Genomic DNA, 17,166 nt, shown 5'->3' with positions numbered 1-17,166 from the left:
GGGGGGGGCGGGTTCGGTAGCCGTCGCTACCGGGCCGGGGGCGCACCGCCGCCTGGGCCAAAACCCGGCCGGGGTCTTCGACTTGGGCCGCATTTTTCCCGACTGCGGCGTTGCGCTGCTTGACCGCAGAATGACTGCGGCGCTGCACAGCGCGCCTTGCCTCGGAAAAAATGCGGACACCAACGCAGGCGTGCGAATAGATCAGTGTTTCCCTAGGCGGCCCGTTCACCAGGGCAACCTTGTGCAGGCACACGTTGCGGCTCAGTTCTCGAACGCGGCTTCCAGGGCATCGCCCAGGCGGGACACCCCGACCACATCCATGCCCTCGATCGCCGATTTGCCGCGCGGTGCATTTTTTGCCGGTACGATGGCGCGCCGAAAGCCGTGCTTGGCAGCCTCCCGCAAGCGTTCCTCGCCATTCGGCACCGGACGGATTTCACCGGCCAGCCCGATCTCGCCGAAGACCACCGTGCCCAGGGGGACCGGCCGGTCGCGGAAGCTTGATAGCACCGCCAGCAGCACCGCCAGATCACTGGCCGTCTCGGCGACACGGACGCCGCCCACAACATTGATGAACACATCCTGGTCGGCGGTGAATACGCCGCCATGGCGGTGCAGCACCGCCAGCAGCATCGCCAGCCGGTTCGGATCAAGCCCAACGGCCACGCGCCGTGGATGACTCAGCGGGCTTTCGGCAACCAGCGACTGAACCTCGAGCAGCAGTGGCCGCGTTCCTTCACGGGTGACAAGAATCGTGCTGCCGTTGACCGCCTCCTCGTGCCGCGACAGAAAGATCGCCGAGGGGTTGCGCACCGGCTTCAGTCCGGCGTCATCCATCGCGAACACGCCCAGCTCGTTGGCGGCACCGAAACGGTTCTTCACTGCCCGCAGCAGACGAAAGCGGCTGCTGCCGTCACTCTCGAAATAGAGCACCGTATCGACCATGTGCTCGAGCACCCGCGGTCCGGCCAGCTGCCCGTCCTTGGTGACGTGGCCGACCAGGAACACCGCGGTGCCGGTCTGCTTGGCAAAGCGGACCAGTTGCGCCGCCGCATCCCGTACCTGTGCCACCGAGCCGGGTGCGGATTGCAGCGCCTCGGTGAAGATGGTCTGGATCGAATCGATCACCAGGACGCGGGGCCGGCGTTGCCGGGCCTGCTCGACGATCAGTTCGACACAGGTCTCGGCCAGCACCTCCAATCCGGGTGTTGCCAGTCCGAGGCGGGAGGCCCGCAAGGCAACCTGGCGCAGTGATTCCTCGCCGGTGACGTACAGCGCGGGCGACTCGGCCGCCAGCACCGCCGTGGTCTGCAGCAGCAGCGTCGACTTGCCGATTCCCGGATCGCCGCCGAGCAGCACCACACCGCCAGCCACCAGGCCGCCACCCAGCACCCGATCGAGTTCGCCGACGCCGGTGGCAAAGCGTGCCTCTTCGCCCAGCGGCACGTCGGCCAGCGGCTGCACCCCCTGGTCGCCGGCATATTGTCCCCGTGGCGCGGCCCCCGCCTTGCCGCTGGAGACAACGGCGCGCCTCTCCTCAAGACTGTTCCAGGCACCACAATCCGGGCATTGGCCCGCCCATTTGGGCGTGACCGCGCCACAGGCGGTGCAGGCAAATTCACTGCGTGCCCGGGCCATGGCCGGTCTCCAGCTCGCGGTGCACGCGGGGGCTGACCCCGCACAACAATTCATAGGCAATGGTGCCGCAGCGAGCGGCGATCTGCTCGACCGGCAGGCCCCTGCCCCAGAGAACCACGTCGTCACCGATCTGCACCTGCTGCTCCAGACCGGTCAGATCGATACAGATCAGGTCCATCGACACCCGACCCAGCAGTTGGCTTGCCTGACCGGCCACCAGCACCGGCGTGCCGGACGGTGCATGGCGCGGATAGCCGTCGCCGTAGCCGATGGCAACCACGCCAACGGTCGTGTCCTCGGAACAGGTCCAGGTGCCGCCGTAGCCGATCCGTTCACCGGCAGCCACGTGGCGGATCGCAATCAGCGGACTGCACAGCGTCATTGCAGGGCGCAACGTCGGGCGCTCGGCACGCTGGTCACAGAACGGATCGACGCCGTAGAGCATGACCCCGGGGCGGACCCAGTCGGCGTGGGTCTGCGGCCAGCCGAGCACGGCGGCCGAATTGGCGAGGCTGTGCTCGCCGCCGAGCCCCTCGGCCACGGCCATGAATCGCTGCATCTGGTCGGGTGTGCTGCGCGGGTCTTCACGGTCATCGGCGCAGGCCATATGGGTCAGCAGCCGAATATGCGGGTTCACCGCGGCGCAGCGTGTCAGCCTGCGATGCATCTCCGGCACCTGCTCCGGCATCAGGCCCAGGCGGTGCATGCCGCTGTCGATCTTGAGCCAGACCGTGAGCGCCCGGCCAGCCGGCGCCGACTCCAGCAGGGCCACCTGCCAGGGCGCATGCACCACGATATCCAGCCGATAACGGCGGCAGGCCTCCAGCTCCACCGGCTCGAACGGCCCGGCGAGCAAAAGGATCGGATGCGCGTAACCGGCCTCGCGCAGCGGGATCGCCTCCTCCAGGCAGGTTACCGCGAAGGCGTCGGCGTGACGCAGGGCGGCCGCCACGCGGAGCAGTCCATGGCCGTAGCCATCGGCCTTGATCACGGCCATGACGCGGCTGTCGGGAGCCGCCTGCCGAGCCTGCGCCAGATTATGCTGCAGGGCCTCAACATGGATCACGGCGCGTGTGCGCCGCGTCACCCGTAACCCTCGTCACGGTAGACATCGTGGATGTAGTTCTCGAAGCGCGTGTATTTGCCCAGGAAGGTCAGGCGGCAGGTGCCGATGGGGCCGTTACGCTGCTTGCCGATGATGATCTCGGCCATGCCCTTGTCGGGGCTGTCCTCGTTGTAGACCTCGTCCCGATAGATGAACACGATCACGTCGGCGTCCTGCTCGATGGCACCGGACTCCCGCAGGTCGGACATCACCGGTCGCTTGTTCGGCCGCTGTTCCAGGCTGCGGTTGAGCTGCGACAGGGCCACCACCGGTACGTCCAGTTCCTTGGCCATGGATTTCAGCGAGCGAGAAATCTCGGAAATCTCGCCGGTCCGGTTCTCCTTGAAACCGGGAATCTGCATCAACTGCAGGTAATCCACCACCACCAGGCCGAGTCCGCGTTCGCGCTTCAGCCGGCGCGCGCGAGCCCGCATTTCCTGCGGTGACAGGCCGGGCGAGTCGTCAATGAACAGCGTTGCCTCGTTCAACAGGCTCATGGTCGAGGTCAGCCGCGGCCAGTCATCGTCATCCAGGCTGCCGGTGCGGATGCGCTGGAGTTCGACCCGGCCCAGCGAGGCGAGCATGCGCATGGCCAGTGCATCCGCAGGCATCTCCATGCTGAACACTGCCACCGGCTCGCCGCTTTTCAGCGCCGCATGTTCGGCGATGTTCATCGCGAAGGTGGTCTTGCCCATCGACGGCCGCGCCGCCACGATCACCAGATCGCCACGCTGCAGGCCCGAGGTGCGGTCATCGAAATCGCTGAATCCGCTGGCGAGCCCGGTGACCGTGCCGTCCTGCTGGTACAGCGTATCGATGCGTTCCACCACGGTCGGCAGGATGTCCTGCATGCCGACAAAGCCCTTGCGGAAACGGCCACTGTTCTCGGCGATCTCGAAAATCAGCCGCTCGGCGGCATCCAGCAATTCCTTGCTGTCACGGCCGTCGGTCTCGAAGGCATCGCCGACCACCTGGGTGCCGACACGGATCATCTGGCGGAGCACCGAGCGCTCGCGCACGATATCGGCATAGGCGGCGATGTTGGCGGCGCTCGGCGTGTCCTTGGCCAGCGCGCCGAGATAGGCCAGCCCCCCGGCACCCTCCAGCTCGCCGGCGGAACGCAGCCATTCCGACAGGGTGACCACGTCCATCGGCTTCTGATCCTCGGCCAGGGCGGCGAGCCCGCGGAAGATCAAGCGGTGGTCCTTGCGATAGAAATCCGACTCCTGAACCCGATCGGCAACCCTGTCCCAGGCCTCGTTATCCAGCATCAGGCCGCCAAGCACGGCCTGTTCCGCCTCCAGCGAGTGCGGAGGCACGCGCAGCGCGGCGGTATCACCCAGTGCGGATCCAGTCTCTGCCATGTGGCCCCTGCCTGTTTGCCCGAGTCGGGCGCGAAACATCTAGCAAAACACGTCGATGGGCGGCAACGCCAGACCCGTGCTGGCGATGCAGACCGGTACCGCGCCCCCTGCATTAACGCGAAACGAAAACGGCCCGCGCTGCAGGGCAACGCGGGCCGTCGGATGCAGACCTGCGCCCGCGTTACTCGGCTGCGGCCTCGACCACCACCGAGATCACGGTATCCACGTCGCTGTGCAGATGCACGTCAATCTCGTAACTGCCAACGACCCGTAGTGGCCCTTCCGGCATACGCACCTCGGCGCGATCCAGCTCGACGCCGGCCGCGGCAGCGGCCTCGGCGATATCGGCCGTTCCCACGGAGCCGAACAGCTTGCCCTCGTCCCCGGCCTTGGCCGGAATGGTCAGGGTCAGTCCGTCCAGCTTGGCCTTGCGGGCTTCCGCAGCCGCCAGCACCTCGGCGGCCTGGCGTTCCAGCTCGGCACGGCGCTCCTCGAAATACTTGATGTTCTCGGCGGTGGCCGGCTTGGCCTTGCCCTGGGGCAGCAGGTAATTGCGGCCGTAGCCGGCTCTGACCTTCACCTGGTCACCCAGGTCGCCCAGGTTGTCCACTTTTTCAAGAAGAATAACGTCCATCGTTTCAACCTCAGGGTTGTTCTGTATTCAACGAGTTCGGGCCCAGTCAGTGCCCATGTTACGACGACTCGTCGCTTGCAGGAGCAAGCCGCCGCCGGAAATCCATCAGTGTGTCCAGCATGCCAAGCAGGGCCATCGGCATTGCCGCAAACGGCATCAGAGCGTAGACCACCAGTAGCGGCCACCAGCCCCAGCCGCGCGCCACAACCAGCGCATGGGCAACGGCCACCGTCTGCACCAGAAACAACGCGCCGAACACCAGCGTCAGCCCGCTCAGCAAGCCGCCGGTTTCACCGGCCACCAGGCTGGCGAGAAACACCGCGATCCCCACCAGGCCAAGTCGCCAATCAAGCCGGAAGCCGTGGAACTCCTCGCGGAAACCGCCCGGATTGTACAGCAGCGCTTGCCAGTACCGCCCCAGCAGCAGCCCGATCAGTATGTTCAGCCACAAGCCGATCACCAGGAACGCAGCCAGGTGGCGGCCGAAGAACTGCATGATCTCCTCACGCTGCTCCGGCTCCATTTCCGCGCCCAGCTCGGCAAGCTGGGCCTGCCAGAACGCCTCCGGATCGGCTACCGTCAAGGACCAGCCAAGCAACAGGATCACCGCCATGCCGCTGGCAACCGTCAGCGCCAGCGGTAGGGATACGGTGCTGCGCAAGACCGCCGTCACCAGCAGGATCGGTAACCAGACCAGAAACAGCAGTGCCACAACACCGCCGGGCTGCCCGGTCAGGATCAACTCGATCACCGCCAGCACCGCTACCGCGCCGCCGACAACGATCAGACCCTCGAGCGCGCCACGCCGCAGGCTGACCAGTGCCAGCGCCGCATTGGCCAACCAAGCCATAAACGGAACCAGCGAGGTTCCGGCGACGAACAACGCAGCCGTTACGCGGCTGCGCATGATGAAGCTGGCAAGCCCCTTCATTGCGATTTACGCCGCCAGCACCTGACGGCGCCGCTCCAGCTCAGTGCCGGTCGGTGTAGGGCAGCAGGGCCAGGTACCGTGCACGCTTGATCGCCGCGGCGAGCTGGCGCTGGTAGCGGGCACTGGTACCGGTAATCCGGCTGGGGACGATCTTGCCCGTTTCGGTGACGTAGTTGCGCAGCGTGTTGAGATCCTTGTAATCGATCTCCTTGACGCCTTCAGCGGTGAATCGGCAATACTTTCTGCGGCGGAAGAACCGTGCCATGACGCGTGTCTCCTAATCTGTGCTGGATGCTCAGGCTTCAGCCCGGGATTCCGTGTCGGAACTGGATTCGGAATCGGAGGCGCTGTCGTCGTCCTCGCGGGAACGGCGCGCCGGGCGCTCGTCACGGGACTCATCCCGTCGACCACGGCCACTCTCTTCCTTTTCCTTATCCTTCATCATCGGCGAGGCCTCGGTGACAGCCTCGTCACGGGACAACACGGCATGCCGGATCACGGCATCGTTGAAGCGGAAAGCGGAAACCAGCTCGTCGAGCTCGGTCTTGCCGCATTCCACGTTCATCATCACGTAATGCGCCTTGATAATCTTCCTGATCGGATAGGCAAGCTGCCGGCGGCCCCAGTCTTCCAGCCGATGCGTCTTGCCGCCGTTGGCCTCGACCGTGGCGCGGTAGCGCTCGATCATGGCCGGAACCTGTTCGCTCTGGTCCGGATGAACCAGGAAAACGATTTCGTAGTGTCGCATTGTTACTCCCTTCGGATACCCGGGGCACGCACCCCGATGAAGCCTCCGGCATCAGCGCCGTGAGGCAGGGCTTCCCGCGCCGTGGCCGCGGGAAGCGCGGCAGTATAAGGCATGGAGCCGGCAAGAAAAAGTGGAACCTCAGACGAGACGTTGGCGCAGCGCCTCGAACAGCATTACACCGGTCGCCACCGAGACGTTGAGGCTCTCCACCGTGCCCACCATCGGTATCTTCGCCAGGTGATCACACCGCTCGCGGGTCAACCGCCTCAGGCCCCCACCCTCGGCGCCCATCACCACGGCCAGCGGCCCCTTGAGATCCAGCGCATGCACCAGGGTCGGCGCATCGCCCGCCGCACCGACCAGCCAGATGCCCCGCTGCCGCAGCCGGTCCAAAGTGCGCGCCAGGTTCGTGACCTGGATGAATGGCACGCTGCGGGTCGCACCGCTGGCCACCTTGTGCACCACGGGCGTCAGTCCGGCGGCACGATCCCGGGTCGTGATCACCGCCTGTACGCCGGCCGCATCGGCGGTCCGCAGGCAGGCACCCAGGTTGTGCGGATCCTGCACCTGATCCAGCACGAGCAGGAACGGGTCGCCGTGCAATCCGTCCAGAAGCCGCTCCAGGCCGACCTCGTCCCCGGCCGGCATCGGCGGGCAGTCAATCACCACCCCCTGATGCGCCGCCCCGCCACTGAGCCGGTCCAGCTCCCGACGGTCGACGCGCTGCACGGTCAGGCCCCGCTCGGCGCAGGCGGCCAGCACCGCTGCCATACGTCGATCCCGGCGCCCCTGCTCTACCCAGACCCCGCGAATCGTGAGTTCGGGCCGATTCAGGGCCGCCTGCACCGCATGCAGACCATGCACCAGATGCTGGCTTCCGGTCATCGCCGCCGGCCGGGTTTCCGACCAGCGCCCTTGCGCGGGCCACGCCTGGGCTTGCGACCGTCGCCATCGTGGCCCTGCTGGACCTGCTGCAAGCTGCCGGCACGGTCGTAACGGCCGATGAGCTCCAGATCGATCTTGCGCTCATCCGGGTCAACCTTTGCCAGTTGCACGCGGACCCGATCCGTCAGGCTGTAGGTAATGCCACTGCGCTCGCCACTGAGCCGGTGATTGACCGGATCGAAATGGAAGAAGTCGTTATCCAGCGATGTCACATGCACCAGCCCGTCGACATAGACGTCATCCAGCTCGACGAAGATGCCGAAGCCGGTGACACCGGTGACAACGCCGTCGAAGGCCTCGCCCACCTGGTTGCGCATGTAATGACACTTCATGATCATCACCGCATCGCGGGTGGCCTCGTCGGCCCGGCGCTCGGTCATTGAGCAATGTTCACCAAGGCTCAGCATCTCGTCCTTGAGGATCGGGAAGTCCGAGGCCTTGCCGCCGTCCAGCACATGGCCGATGGCGCGGTGGACCAGCAGGTCGGGATAGCGCCGGATGGGTGAGGTGAAGTGCGCGTATTCCTGCATCGCCAGCCCGAAATGACCGGCGTTGTCCGGATGATAAACCGCCTGCTGCAGGGACCGCAGCATAATGGTCTGGATCAGCGCCCGGTCGGGACGCGATTTGATCTGCTCCATCAGGCGGGCGTAATCGGCCGCCTGCGGCGTGTCACCGCCGCCCAGCGACAGGCCGACGCCGGAGAGGAACAGGCGCAGGTTGTCGAGGCGGTCGCCGTCAGGCCCTTCGTGGATCCGGAACAGCGTCGGTATCCGGTGCCGGCGCAGGAAGCGCGCGGTGGCCATGTTGGCCGCCAGCATGCATTCCTCGACCAGCTTGTGCGCATCATTGCGCTCGGTCGGGACGATGTCCTCGATACCGCCCTCGGGATCGAACAGGATCTGGGTCTCGGTACTGTCGAAATCGATGGCCCCGCGGCGTTCGCGGGCCTTTCGCAAGGCAAGGAACAACTGGTACAGGTTATCGAGTTGCGGCAGCAGTGCCTTGTAGCGGGAACGCATTTCCTCGTCCCGATCCGCCACAACGCGCGCGACCACGTCATACAGCGTGCGCGCGTGGGAGCGCATGACGCCGCGGAAGAAACGTGACCGGCGGATCTCGCCGGACTTGCTGATCAGCATTTCGCAGACCATGCACAGTCGGTCCACGTCCGGGTTCAGTGAACACAGGCCGTTGGACAGTTTCTCCGGCAGCATCGGCACCACCTGGCCAGGGAAGTAGACCGAATTCCCCCGGTTGCGCGCCTCCTGGTCCAGCGCTGACCCGGGCCTGACGTAATGGGAGACATCGGCGATCGCCACCAGCAAGCGCCAGCCGGTGGCTGTCGGCTCGCAATACAGGGCATCGTCGAAATCGCGGGCGTCGGCACCGTCGATGGTCACCAGCGGTACCTCACGCAGGTCAACCCGGTCGCCAAGCGCGCTGGCCTGCACCGTGTCCGGAATCCCGGCCACTTCATGCAGGACCACCTCCGGCCATTCGGTGGGTATATCGTGGGTCAGCGCGGCGGTCATGATCTCGTCGCCGGGCCGGATATGCTCGCCCAGTACCTGCATGACCCGGCCCACGGGCTGCGAACGCTGGCTGGGCTGTTGCTGCAGCTCGACCAGCACCAGCTCATTCGAGCGGGCACCGCCCGCGTCCTGTTCGGGGACGATCACGTCTAGGTGCAGGCGCCGGTTCTGGGGCACCACGAAACCAACCCCGCTTTCCATGAAATAGCGTCCCACCAGGGTCCGGTTGGCGCGGCTCAGGACCTCGACCAGCTTGCCCTCGGGTTGCCCCTTCTGATCCAGGCCGACCAGCTGCACCACTGCGCGGTCGCCGTTCAGGACGCGGCGCATGTCCCGCGGCGACAGGAAGATTCGTTCGCCGCCGACATCCGGCACCAACCAGCCGTAGCCCTCGCCGTGACCGATGATCCGTCCGCGGATGAGCTCCTCGTGATCCACCGGGATGTAACCACCCCGCCGGTTGCGCACCAGCTGGCCGTCGCGCTCCATTGCGATCAAGCGGCGGCGCAGACCCTCGAGCCCTTCCTCGTCGGTCAGCTCGAAGTGCGCCGCCAGGTCTTCGCGGCTCAACGGCTGTGCCAGTTCCTCGAGCCGCTGCAGGATGAATTCACGACTTGGCACCGGGCGGTCGTATTTCTTCGCCTCGCGGGCGAGGTAGGGATCGTCCTTTGCGGCAGGCCGTTTGCCAGTCTTTGCCATGAGTGCGGAGAAACTCCTGTATGGGCAGAAAATTGTGTTGTCGCCGGAGGATACGCGAATGCCGAAGGCATGCAACGCGCGGCCTCGCGCAGGATTGTTGACAGCCCCCGGGGGCGTCGGTAAAGTTCGCCGCCTGTCGGGGTCGACTGATCCTGAGCCCAGGTGGCGGAATTGGTAGACGCGCTAGCTTCAGGTGCTAGTGGGGGCAACCCCGTGGAGGTTCAAGTCCTCTCCTGGGCACCACATCGAATGGAAAAGGCGAGCCATCGGCTCGCCTTTTTTATGTCCGGATCAGTCCTCGAACGGATGCCGCAGAATGATGGTTTCGTTGCGGTCCGGCCCGGTGGAGATGATGTCCACCGGCACACCGACCAATTCCTCCAGCTTGCCCAGGTAGGCGAGCGCCTCGGCCGGCAATGCCTCGCGATCGGTGATCCCGGCCGTGGAGCCGGACCAGCCCGGCATCTCGATGTATTCGGGGGTACAACAGGCCAGCGCCTCGGCGCCGTTGGGTGGCACATCAAACCAGCGACCCTCGCATTCATAGCCGACACAGATTCGCACCTCGTCCATACCGTCCAGCACATCCAGCTTGGTGATACACAGGCCGGAGAGGCTGTTGACCTGCGCGGCGCGACGCATGGCAACGGCGTCGAACCAGCCACAGCGCCGCGGCCGGCCGGTGGTGGAACCGAACTCGTTACCGCGCTTCGCCAGGCCCTGGCCGATCTCGCAATCCAGTTCGGTCGGAAACGGACCGCCACCAACCCGCGTCGTATAGGCCTTGGTAATACCCAGCACATAGTCGATGTGCCGCGGCCCCATACCGGTACCGGAGGAGGCGCCGCCGGCGGTGGTATTCGACGAGGTCACGTAGGGATAGGTGCCGTGGTCGATATCCAGCAGGGCGCCCTGGGCACCCTCGTACAGAACGCGATTACCGGCCTGCAGGTGACCGTGCAGGATGCTGACCACATCCTCCACCATCGGCCGCAGTTCCTCGGCGTGGTCCAGGCAGGCCTGCATCACGCTGTCGAGGTCGCAGGGCGCGGCCTTGTAGTATTCGGCCAGGACGAAATTGTGAAACCCGACCAGCTCGCGCAGTTTCGGCTCCAGCAGGCGCTTGTCCAGCAGATCCGCGATGCGCAGCCCCCGGCGGCTGACCTTGTCCTCGTAACAGGGCCCGATTCCCCGGCCGGTGGTTCCGATCTTGGCGGCCCCCCGCGCCGCCTCACGGGCGACATCCAGCGCGATATGGGTCGGCAGTATGACCGGGCAGGCCGGACTGATTCGCAGCCGTTCCCGCGCCGGAATCCCCTTCCCCTCCAGCTGCCGGATTTCCTTCAGCAGCGATTCCGGCTCGACCACCACGCCGTTGCCGATCAGGCAATGCACCCCTTCCCGGAGGATGCCGGAAGGGATCAGGTGAAGGACCGTCTTTTCGCCATCGATAACCAGTGTATGGCCTGCATTGTGCCCACCCTGGAATCGAGCCACTGCCTGGGCCTGCTCGGTCAGCAGATCGACGACTTTCCCCTTGCCCTCGTCACCCCATTGGGTGCCGATGATCACTACATTCTTCGCCATGCGCGATGTTCCACCTGTCCTTAAGGAAACACTGATTGCTTGCCGCGACCGCGGCCTCTCCCCGATTGCGGCGCCGTTCCCCGGCACCGCATGCCCCGTCAGTCGATCGCCTCGACCTGCCAGCGGCCGTCGCGCGCCAGCAAGTGCCGGTCACAACCCAGCGACCGGGGGCTGTCATTCCGCCCGGGCATGGCCATGACCACACGCTCGCCGGCCTGCCGCAATTGCCGCACCCGGGTCAACAAATCGGCATCGTCCGACCATGGCGCCAGTATGCCGCGCACCGGTGCGGCCCCGACGCCCCGCGACGCCCGGACCAGCGCCTTCAAATCGGCGCTGAACCCGGTGGCGGGCCGCGAGCGGCCAAACACCGCACCGATGCCGTCGTACCGTCCACCACGGGCCAGCGCCTTGCCATGCCCGGGCATGAAGGCCGCGAACACGACCCCGTTGTGAAAACGGTAGCCGCTGAGTTCCGCCAGATCGAAATGCAGGCGCACATCCGGCACCTGCCGCCGCAATGCCGCCGCGAGATCCCGCAGCCGCGCCAGGGCTGCCAGGACCGGTTCACCGGCACCGGCAAAGTGCTCCGCCGCCTCGTCCAGAACCTGAATGTCACCGTTGAGATTGACCAGGGCAGCCAGCCGCTGACGGGCTTCCGCATCGGAAATGTCCTGCAGCAACTCCCGCAACTCACCGGTGGCCTTGCGCTGCAGGCTGTCGAACAACTGGGTCTCCTGTGCGGGATCCAGCTTCGCCTCCTGCGCGAGGCCGTGGAGGATACCCACATGCCCAAGATCCAGAATCGGATCCTGCAGGCCAACCAGAGCCAGCGTCTCAAGCATCAGGGCGATGATCTCGACGTCACTTTCGACCCCGTCGTGACCATAGATCTCGGCGCCGAGCTGCACCGGGTTGCGGGAGTGACCGGGGCCTTCCGGCCGGGTATTCAGCACCGTGCCCAGGTAGCAAAGGCGTGTGACCGCATCGCGCCGCAACTGATGCGCGTCAATGCGCGCGGCCTGCGGCGTCATGTCCGCGCGAACGCCCATCATCCGGCCACTCAACTGGTCGGTAACCCGGAACGTCTGCAGATCAAGGTCATCGGCCATGCCGACCAGCAGCGAATCAACAAACTCGATCAGCGGCGGCATGACCAGCTCGTAGCCCCAGGATTTGCAGGTATCCAGGATCCGCCGCCGCAAGCCCTCCAGCGCAGCGGCGTCCGGCGGCAGCACCTCGTCCACTGCCTCGGGCAGCAACCAGCGATCATCCCTGGAGAAATCCACTTCCTTCATGCCAAATCCTCATGCCCCGCTTAGGGAAACACTGATCTATTCTCGCGTCTGCGCCCGAGACCGGTTTTGGTCATCTGGCAAGGCGCGGTGCCGGTTCGGTAGCCAGAGCTACCGGGCCGGCGACGCAACGCCGCCAGGGGCCAAAACCGGCCGGGCCTTAGGCAAGCATGCACCGTCGCACGCTGCCGCGCTCGTGTGCCGTTCTTGCGGCTGGCCAGGAGCAGATCGCCTCGGGTAGTGGTGCTACCCGGGGTGGCCTGCGACACCGCCAGGCGGAAGAACGGCCCGAGCCCTGCGGGTGACCGCCGGATTCACCGCCCTGCGGCGTTGCGGCGTTTGACCGCAGAGCGACTGCGGCGCTGCGCAGCGCGCCTTGCCTCGGGGAAAATGCGGACTCCAACCCAGGCGTGCGAATAAATCAGTGTTTCCCAAGATACAACAAGAAAAGGCCGCCGAGCATGGCACAGAATCCCGCGATCCGCAGTGTGCGGTCATCCAGCCGCGCCACGTGCTGCAACATGCCACGAAAGCGGCCCGGGGCCAGGAACGGACTGATGCCTTCCAGCACCAGCATCAATCCCAGCGCTGTCAGGAGAAGTTCCCAGGCACCCATTCCGCCTCCACAAAAAAGCCGGGCGGTCGTCCCCGCCCGGCCTGAATCAGCCTGTCGGGCGGGGGCACTTGCCGCGCGCCCCCGCCAACTCGTCAATCGTCCAGTTCGCTGCGCTCGAAGTAGCGGAAGAAGTGCGAATCCGGCGACAGCACCAGCACATCATCCTCGCCGCGGAACGCATTCTCGTAGGAACGCAGGCTACGGACGAATCCAAAGAACTCCCGGTCACGGTCAAAGGCCGACGCGTAGATCTCGGTGGCCCTGGCGTCACCCTCACCACGCAGCTCTTCGCTGTCACGGTTGGCCTCGGCGACGACGATCGTCCGCTGGCGATCGGCATCCGCACGGATACGTTCGGATGCCTCGTCACCACGTGCCCGTATGTCGCGGGCTACACGCTCACGCTCGGCGACCATCCGGGCGAACACCGATTCGCTGACGTTCGGCGGCAGGTCAACCCGCTTCAGCCGCACATCAACCACCTCGACCCCAATGGACTCGGCATACTCGTTACCCCGCTCGCGCAGTATATCCATGATCTGCGTGCGCTCTCCCGAAATCACGTCCTGCATGTCGCGGCGGCCAAACTCGCTGCGCAGCGTGTCCTTGATGTGTTCATTCAGACGCATGTTCGCCTGCCGGGTATCACCCCGCACCGTGGTGTAGTACTGACGCACATCACTGACCCGCCATTTGACGAAGGCGTCGACAATCAGGTTTTTCAGCTCCCCGGTCAGGTAGCGCTCGGGCTCAGCGTCAAGGGTCTGCACCCGGCCGTCGAACTTGCGCACGTTGTTCACGAACGGCAGCTTGAAGTGCAGCCCGGGCTCGTAGTCCGCGCGCACGATTTCACCAAGCCGGAACTTGATTGCGCGTTCCGCCTCGTGGACCTGGAACATCGAGAAATAGGCCAGCACCAACGCGCCGACGATGACCATTGAGATAACAGACTTGAACGGCGACATCAGTTGCCTCCCCTGCTGCGCAGATCACCACGGCTGCGGTCGGCCGACCTGCGGGACGGCTGATCCATGCCGGTGCCGAGACGACGGTTCAGGACGTCGCTGTCAAGATCGTTGCTGGCACCCTCGTTACTGCGGCGCTGCTCCGCGCCGCCACGCAGACGGTCGAGCGGCAGGTACAGCAACGGGTCACCCGAGGCGGAATCGATCATCACCTTGCTGCTGCGACCCATGATTTCAGCCATGGCGTCCAGGTACAGTCGCTCGCGGGTGACTTCCGGTGCCCGGTCGTATTCCTGCAACAGTGCCATGAAGCGGGCGCTTTCACCCTCGGCAAGCGCCACCACCTGCTGCCTGTAACCCTCGGCTTCCTCGCGAATCCGTGCTGCCTCACCGTGGGCCCGGGGAAGAACTTCGTTGCGGTAGGCATTGGCCTGGTTAATCTTCCGCTGCTCGTCCTCGCGCGCCATGATGGCGTCTTCGAAGGCCCCCTGGACCTGCTCCGGCGGCTGCACGTCCTGGATGTCCACGCTGACCACCTCCAGCCCGGCCTCGTACCGGTCAAGGGTCTCGGTCAGCACTCGCCGCGTTTCCTGGGCCACTTCGGTACGGCCTTCGGTGAGTACGAAATCCAGTCGACGCTTGCCCACCACTTCACGCAACGCACTCTCTGCAACGTCCTTCAGGGTGTCGTCGGGGTCGCGAAAATTGAAGCGGAACTGGCGTGGATCGCTGACCTGGTACTGAACCGCCAAGCGGACATCGACAATGTTCTCGTCCTGGGTCAGCATCAGGGCTTCCCGGGCCACCTTCTGGGTCCGGTCGCCGGAGGTGCTCTGGTAACCGATCTCGGCCACACGCCGCTGTTCGACGTTTACCCGCTCGACCGAACCGATGGGATACGGCGGGTGCCAGTGCGGGCCGGGCGTCGTGGTCCGTGTGTAGGCACCGAAACGCAATTCAACGCCGCGGAAGCCTTCGTCGATGATGTAAATGCCCGATGCCAGCCAGACCAGGCCGACGATACCGACGATGATGCCGATGCCGGCGGAGCCCATACCGCCGCCGGAGCCGGATTCCTCGTCACCACCGGAACCGCTCCCGCGACCACCGAACAGACCGCCGAATTTGCCGCGCAGCTTCTTCACGACCTCGTCGAGATCCGGCGGACCCTGGTTGCCGGAGCCCCCCCACGGATCGCGGTTGCCGCGACCGGGTTCATTCCAGGACATAAATGTTCTCCGTTATCGATTTCTCGGCGAGCCGATCATGGCGGCCGCGACCCGAGAGGGCGGCTGTCGCAAACTGAATGTGGTGGGCACCTCGACGCGCGGCTACGCCCCTGCCGGGGCTGCATTCGTCTGGTGGGACCGGATCAACCTGCTGACTCCTGCGACCGGGATCGCATGAAAACGAGGCACAAGGCCTCTCACCCTCCAGTAATTCTACCCAGTGCGCGGAGACCAGGACAAGGCAGGATACCCGTTCAAGCCGGGGATCCCGAATCGAGCTGCGCCGAGAAGCCTTCCTGGCGACTCAATTGCTGGTAGTCGCGCCGCTTGACCGCCAGTTTCAGCGCCATCCGTCCGTCTTCCCTGGAATATTCGTCCAGGACTGCGCCCAGATCATACAGCCTGGCCCGCAGGCGCCCCTGCTCGGGCCCCAGTACCAGCTCACCGTAGAGCCTGTCGTCGCCCACTTTGTCCCGGATGACGTCACGCAATAGATCCATGCCGTCGCCACGCACTGCAGAGACAAAGACCTCTTCGATGGCGCCGGGTTCCACCTGCCGCCGTGCGGCGGTGGCCCCAACCTGGTCGATCTTGTTGAACACCAGCACGCGCGGCAAATCCGCTGCGCCGATCTCGGCAAGCACGGATTCCACCTGCGCCACGCTTTCCTGCCACTGCTCGTCCCCGGCGTCAATCACATGCAACAGCAGATCCGACTCGCTGGCTTCTTCCAGGGTCGAACGAAAGGCCGCGACCAACTGGTGCGGCAGGTCCCGGATAAAGCCCACGGTATCGGCAAGTATCACCGCCTCGTCGCCACCCAGCTCGAGTCGTCGAAGCGTCGTGTCCAGGGTCGCGAACAGGCGATCGTCGGCGTAGACGCGTGCCTCGGTCAAACGGTTGAACAGCGTGGACTTGCCGGCGTTGGTGTAGCCCACCAGGGAAACGGTCGGGAGTTCACGGCGCCGCCGTGCCTGGCGGCCCTGAGCGCGTTGCTGCCGAACCTTGGCCAGCCGCCGCTCCAACTGCTTGATACGGATACCGAGCAGACGGCGGTCGGTCTCCAGCTGGGTTTCACCGGGCCCCCGCATGCCGATACCGCCCTTCTGACGCTCCAGGTGGGTCCAGCCGCGCACCAGCCGCGTCGCCACATGGCGCAACTGGGCAAGTTCCACCTGCAATTTGCCTTCGTGGGTGCGTGCGCGCTGCGCGAAGATATCGAGAATGAGGCCAGTCCGATCAAGCACCTGGCAGCCCAAGGCCCGCTCCAGGTTTCGTTCCTGACTGGGCGACAGGGCCTGGTTGACGATGACCAGGGCGGCCTCGTGGCTCTGCACCAACGCGGCCAGTTCTTCCACCTTGCCCCGGCCGATGAAGGTCCGGGGATCCGGCCGCTGACGTCGCACGCTGATCAGCTCGAGGACTTCCGCCCCGGCCGACTGCGCCAGCGACACGATCTCCTGACGTGCCAGATCATCATCCGGCGCACCGTTGTCCAGATGGACCAGCAGGGCGCCCTCTCCGCCCGTCGGGCGGTCAAAAAACTGGAGCTCGGAGGCTCCCGATGTCCGCTTGTCAGCTATTACCAAGGTCGTTACCGGCCTTCTCCGGTTCGGCGGGCGCCAGCTTGACGTTGCGCGCCGGGACGACGGTCGAGATGGCGTGCTTGTAAACCATCTGGCTGACGGTGTTCTTCAACAGCACGACAAACTGATCAAAGGATTCGATCTGGCCCTGCAGCTTGATGCCGTTGACCAGGTAGATGGCCACCGGAATACGCTCCTTGCGCAAGGCATTCAAAAACGGTTCTTGCAGCGACTGCCCCTTGGACATTGTGTGTGACCCCTTGAAATACCGATCATTTGTTGTTGTCAA

16 protein-coding genes and 1 tRNA gene are annotated in these 17,166 nt (G+C 65.2%); 1 reads left to right on the top strand and 16 read right to left on the bottom strand.

The genetic code is table 11. The features are described 5' to 3' along the window. Positions 1 to 261 precede the first annotated feature (261 nt). The 9 genes from radA to rnr form a co-directional block, all read right to left on the bottom strand. On the bottom strand, positions 262 to 1,638 hold the full coding sequence (radA, locus tag M0534_RS07335) for a DNA repair protein RadA (RefSeq protein ID WP_248567757.1): 1,377 nt from the start codon (positions 1,636 to 1,638) through the stop codon (positions 262 to 264). Then, complete coding sequence (gene alr / locus M0534_RS07330; protein ID WP_248567756.1) at positions 1,619 to 2,725, bottom strand: alanine racemase; 1,107 nt, start codon at positions 2,723 to 2,725, stop codon at positions 1,619 to 1,621. Before alr ends, radA begins: the two co-directional genes overlap by 20 nt. Next, on the bottom strand, positions 2,722 to 4,107 hold the full coding sequence (dnaB, locus tag M0534_RS07325; RefSeq protein WP_248567755.1) for a replicative DNA helicase: 1,386 nt from the start codon (positions 4,105 to 4,107) through the stop codon (positions 2,722 to 2,724). The genes alr and dnaB overlap by 4 nt, the downstream gene beginning before the upstream one ends. A gap of 181 nt (positions 4,108 to 4,288) precedes the next feature. Further along, complete coding sequence (gene rplI, locus M0534_RS07320; RefSeq protein WP_248567754.1) at positions 4,289 to 4,741, bottom strand: 50S ribosomal protein L9; 453 nt, start codon at positions 4,739 to 4,741, stop codon at positions 4,289 to 4,291. Between the two features lie 58 nt (positions 4,742 to 4,799). Beyond that, positions 4,800 to 5,672, bottom strand: a complete 873-nt coding sequence (locus M0534_RS07315) for a DUF2232 domain-containing protein (RefSeq protein WP_248567753.1) — start codon at positions 5,670 to 5,672, stop codon at positions 4,800 to 4,802. A gap of 40 nt (positions 5,673 to 5,712) precedes the next feature. Beyond that, positions 5,713 to 5,937: a 30S ribosomal protein S18 gene (rpsR, locus tag M0534_RS07310; RefSeq protein ID WP_248567752.1), complete on the bottom strand. Its 225-nt coding sequence runs from the start codon at positions 5,935 to 5,937 to the stop codon at positions 5,713 to 5,715. Positions 5,938 to 5,967: 30 nt separating this feature from the next. Continuing rightward, positions 5,968 to 6,420: a 30S ribosomal protein S6 gene (rpsF, locus tag M0534_RS07305; RefSeq protein WP_248567751.1), complete on the bottom strand. Its 453-nt coding sequence runs from the start codon at positions 6,418 to 6,420 to the stop codon at positions 5,968 to 5,970. Positions 6,421 to 6,558: 138 nt separating this feature from the next. Continuing rightward, positions 6,559 to 7,305, bottom strand: a complete 747-nt coding sequence (gene rlmB / locus M0534_RS07300; protein WP_248567750.1) for a 23S rRNA (guanosine(2251)-2'-O)-methyltransferase RlmB — start codon at positions 7,303 to 7,305, stop codon at positions 6,559 to 6,561. After that, positions 7,302 to 9,599: a ribonuclease R gene (gene rnr / locus M0534_RS07295; RefSeq protein WP_248567749.1), complete on the bottom strand. Its 2,298-nt coding sequence runs from the start codon at positions 9,597 to 9,599 to the stop codon at positions 7,302 to 7,304. The genes rlmB and rnr overlap by 4 nt, the downstream gene beginning before the upstream one ends. Positions 9,600 to 9,755: 156 nt before the next feature. Here rnr and M0534_RS07290 point away from each other — a divergent pair. After that, positions 9,756 to 9,842 (top strand) — tRNA-Leu (locus M0534_RS07290). 48 nt (positions 9,843 to 9,890) lie between these two features. Here M0534_RS07290 and M0534_RS07285 read toward each other — a convergent pair. The 7 genes from M0534_RS07285 to hfq form a co-directional block, all read right to left on the bottom strand. Beyond that, positions 9,891 to 11,186 carry an adenylosuccinate synthase gene (locus M0534_RS07285; RefSeq protein WP_248567748.1) on the bottom strand — a complete coding sequence of 432 codons (1,296 nt, stop codon included), beginning with the start codon at positions 11,184 to 11,186 and terminating at the stop codon, positions 9,891 to 9,893. Between the two features lie 98 nt (positions 11,187 to 11,284). Continuing rightward, positions 11,285 to 12,484 (bottom strand): ATP phosphoribosyltransferase regulatory subunit, encoded by a 1,200-nt coding sequence (locus M0534_RS07280; protein ID WP_248567747.1) that lies wholly within the window; start codon positions 12,482 to 12,484, stop codon positions 11,285 to 11,287. Between the two features lie 418 nt (positions 12,485 to 12,902). Next, a complete protein-coding gene (locus M0534_RS07275) occupies positions 12,903 to 13,097 on the bottom strand; it encodes a DUF2065 domain-containing protein (protein ID WP_248567746.1) in 195 nt (64 codons plus the stop codon). Between the two features lie 92 nt (positions 13,098 to 13,189). Next, on the bottom strand, positions 13,190 to 14,062 hold the full coding sequence (gene hflC, locus M0534_RS07270) for a protease modulator HflC (protein WP_248567745.1): 873 nt from the start codon (positions 14,060 to 14,062) through the stop codon (positions 13,190 to 13,192). After that, positions 14,062 to 15,291, bottom strand: a complete 1,230-nt coding sequence (hflK, locus tag M0534_RS07265; RefSeq protein ID WP_248567744.1) for an FtsH protease activity modulator HflK — start codon at positions 15,289 to 15,291, stop codon at positions 14,062 to 14,064. The genes hflC and hflK overlap by 1 nt, the downstream gene beginning before the upstream one ends. Positions 15,292 to 15,545: 254 nt before the next feature. Continuing rightward, positions 15,546 to 16,880 carry a ribosome rescue GTPase HflX gene (gene hflX / locus M0534_RS07260; RefSeq protein ID WP_248567743.1) on the bottom strand — a complete coding sequence of 445 codons (1,335 nt, stop codon included), beginning with the start codon at positions 16,878 to 16,880 and terminating at the stop codon, positions 15,546 to 15,548. Further along, complete coding sequence (gene hfq, locus M0534_RS07255) at positions 16,867 to 17,124, bottom strand: RNA chaperone Hfq (RefSeq protein ID WP_248567742.1); 258 nt, start codon at positions 17,122 to 17,124, stop codon at positions 16,867 to 16,869. The genes hflX and hfq overlap by 14 nt, the downstream gene beginning before the upstream one ends. Positions 17,125 to 17,166 lie beyond the last annotated feature (42 nt).

This window comes from Methylonatrum kenyense, assembly GCF_023195885.1.
Lineage (GTDB): Bacteria > Pseudomonadota > Gammaproteobacteria > Nitrococcales > Aquisalimonadaceae > Methylonatrum > Methylonatrum kenyense.
This window is presented reverse-complemented; position numbering and strand designations above follow the sequence as displayed.

Bases quoted from the DNA above. Each gene is read 5' to 3' on its own strand.
- hflC (WP_248567745.1), bottom strand. From the start codon at position 14,062: ATGTCGCCGTTCAAGTCTGTTATCTCAATGGTCATCGTCGGCGCGTTG.
- rpsF (WP_248567751.1), bottom strand. From the start codon at position 6,420: ATGCGACACTACGAAATCGTTTTCCTGGTTCATCCGGACCAGAGCGAA.
- rplI (WP_248567754.1), bottom strand. From the start codon at position 4,741: ATGGACGTTATTCTTCTTGAAAAAGTGGACAACCTGGGCGACCTGGGT.
- M0534_RS07275 (WP_248567746.1), bottom strand. From the start codon at position 13,097: ATGGGTGCCTGGGAACTTCTCCTGACAGCGCTGGGATTGATGCTGGTG.
- hflK (WP_248567744.1), bottom strand. From the start codon at position 15,291: ATGTCCTGGAATGAACCCGGTCGCGGCAACCGCGATCCGTGGGGGGGC.
- rnr (WP_248567749.1), bottom strand. From the start codon at position 9,599: ATGGCAAAGACTGGCAAACGGCCTGCCGCAAAGGACGATCCCTACCTC.
- M0534_RS07280 (WP_248567747.1), bottom strand. From the start codon at position 12,484: ATGAAGGAAGTGGATTTCTCCAGGGATGATCGCTGGTTGCTGCCCGAG.
- rlmB (WP_248567750.1), bottom strand. From the start codon at position 7,305: ATGACCGGAAGCCAGCATCTGGTGCATGGTCTGCATGCGGTGCAGGCG.
- M0534_RS07285 (WP_248567748.1), bottom strand. From the start codon at position 11,186: ATGGCGAAGAATGTAGTGATCATCGGCACCCAATGGGGTGACGAGGGC.
- M0534_RS07315 (WP_248567753.1), bottom strand. From the start codon at position 5,672: ATGAAGGGGCTTGCCAGCTTCATCATGCGCAGCCGCGTAACGGCTGCG.
- dnaB (WP_248567755.1), bottom strand. From the start codon at position 4,107: ATGGCAGAGACTGGATCCGCACTGGGTGATACCGCCGCGCTGCGCGTG.
- rpsR (WP_248567752.1), bottom strand. From the start codon at position 5,937: ATGGCACGGTTCTTCCGCCGCAGAAAGTATTGCCGATTCACCGCTGAA.
- hfq (WP_248567742.1), bottom strand. From the start codon at position 17,124: ATGTCCAAGGGGCAGTCGCTGCAAGAACCGTTTTTGAATGCCTTGCGC.
- radA (WP_248567757.1), bottom strand. From the start codon at position 1,638: ATGGCCCGGGCACGCAGTGAATTTGCCTGCACCGCCTGTGGCGCGGTC.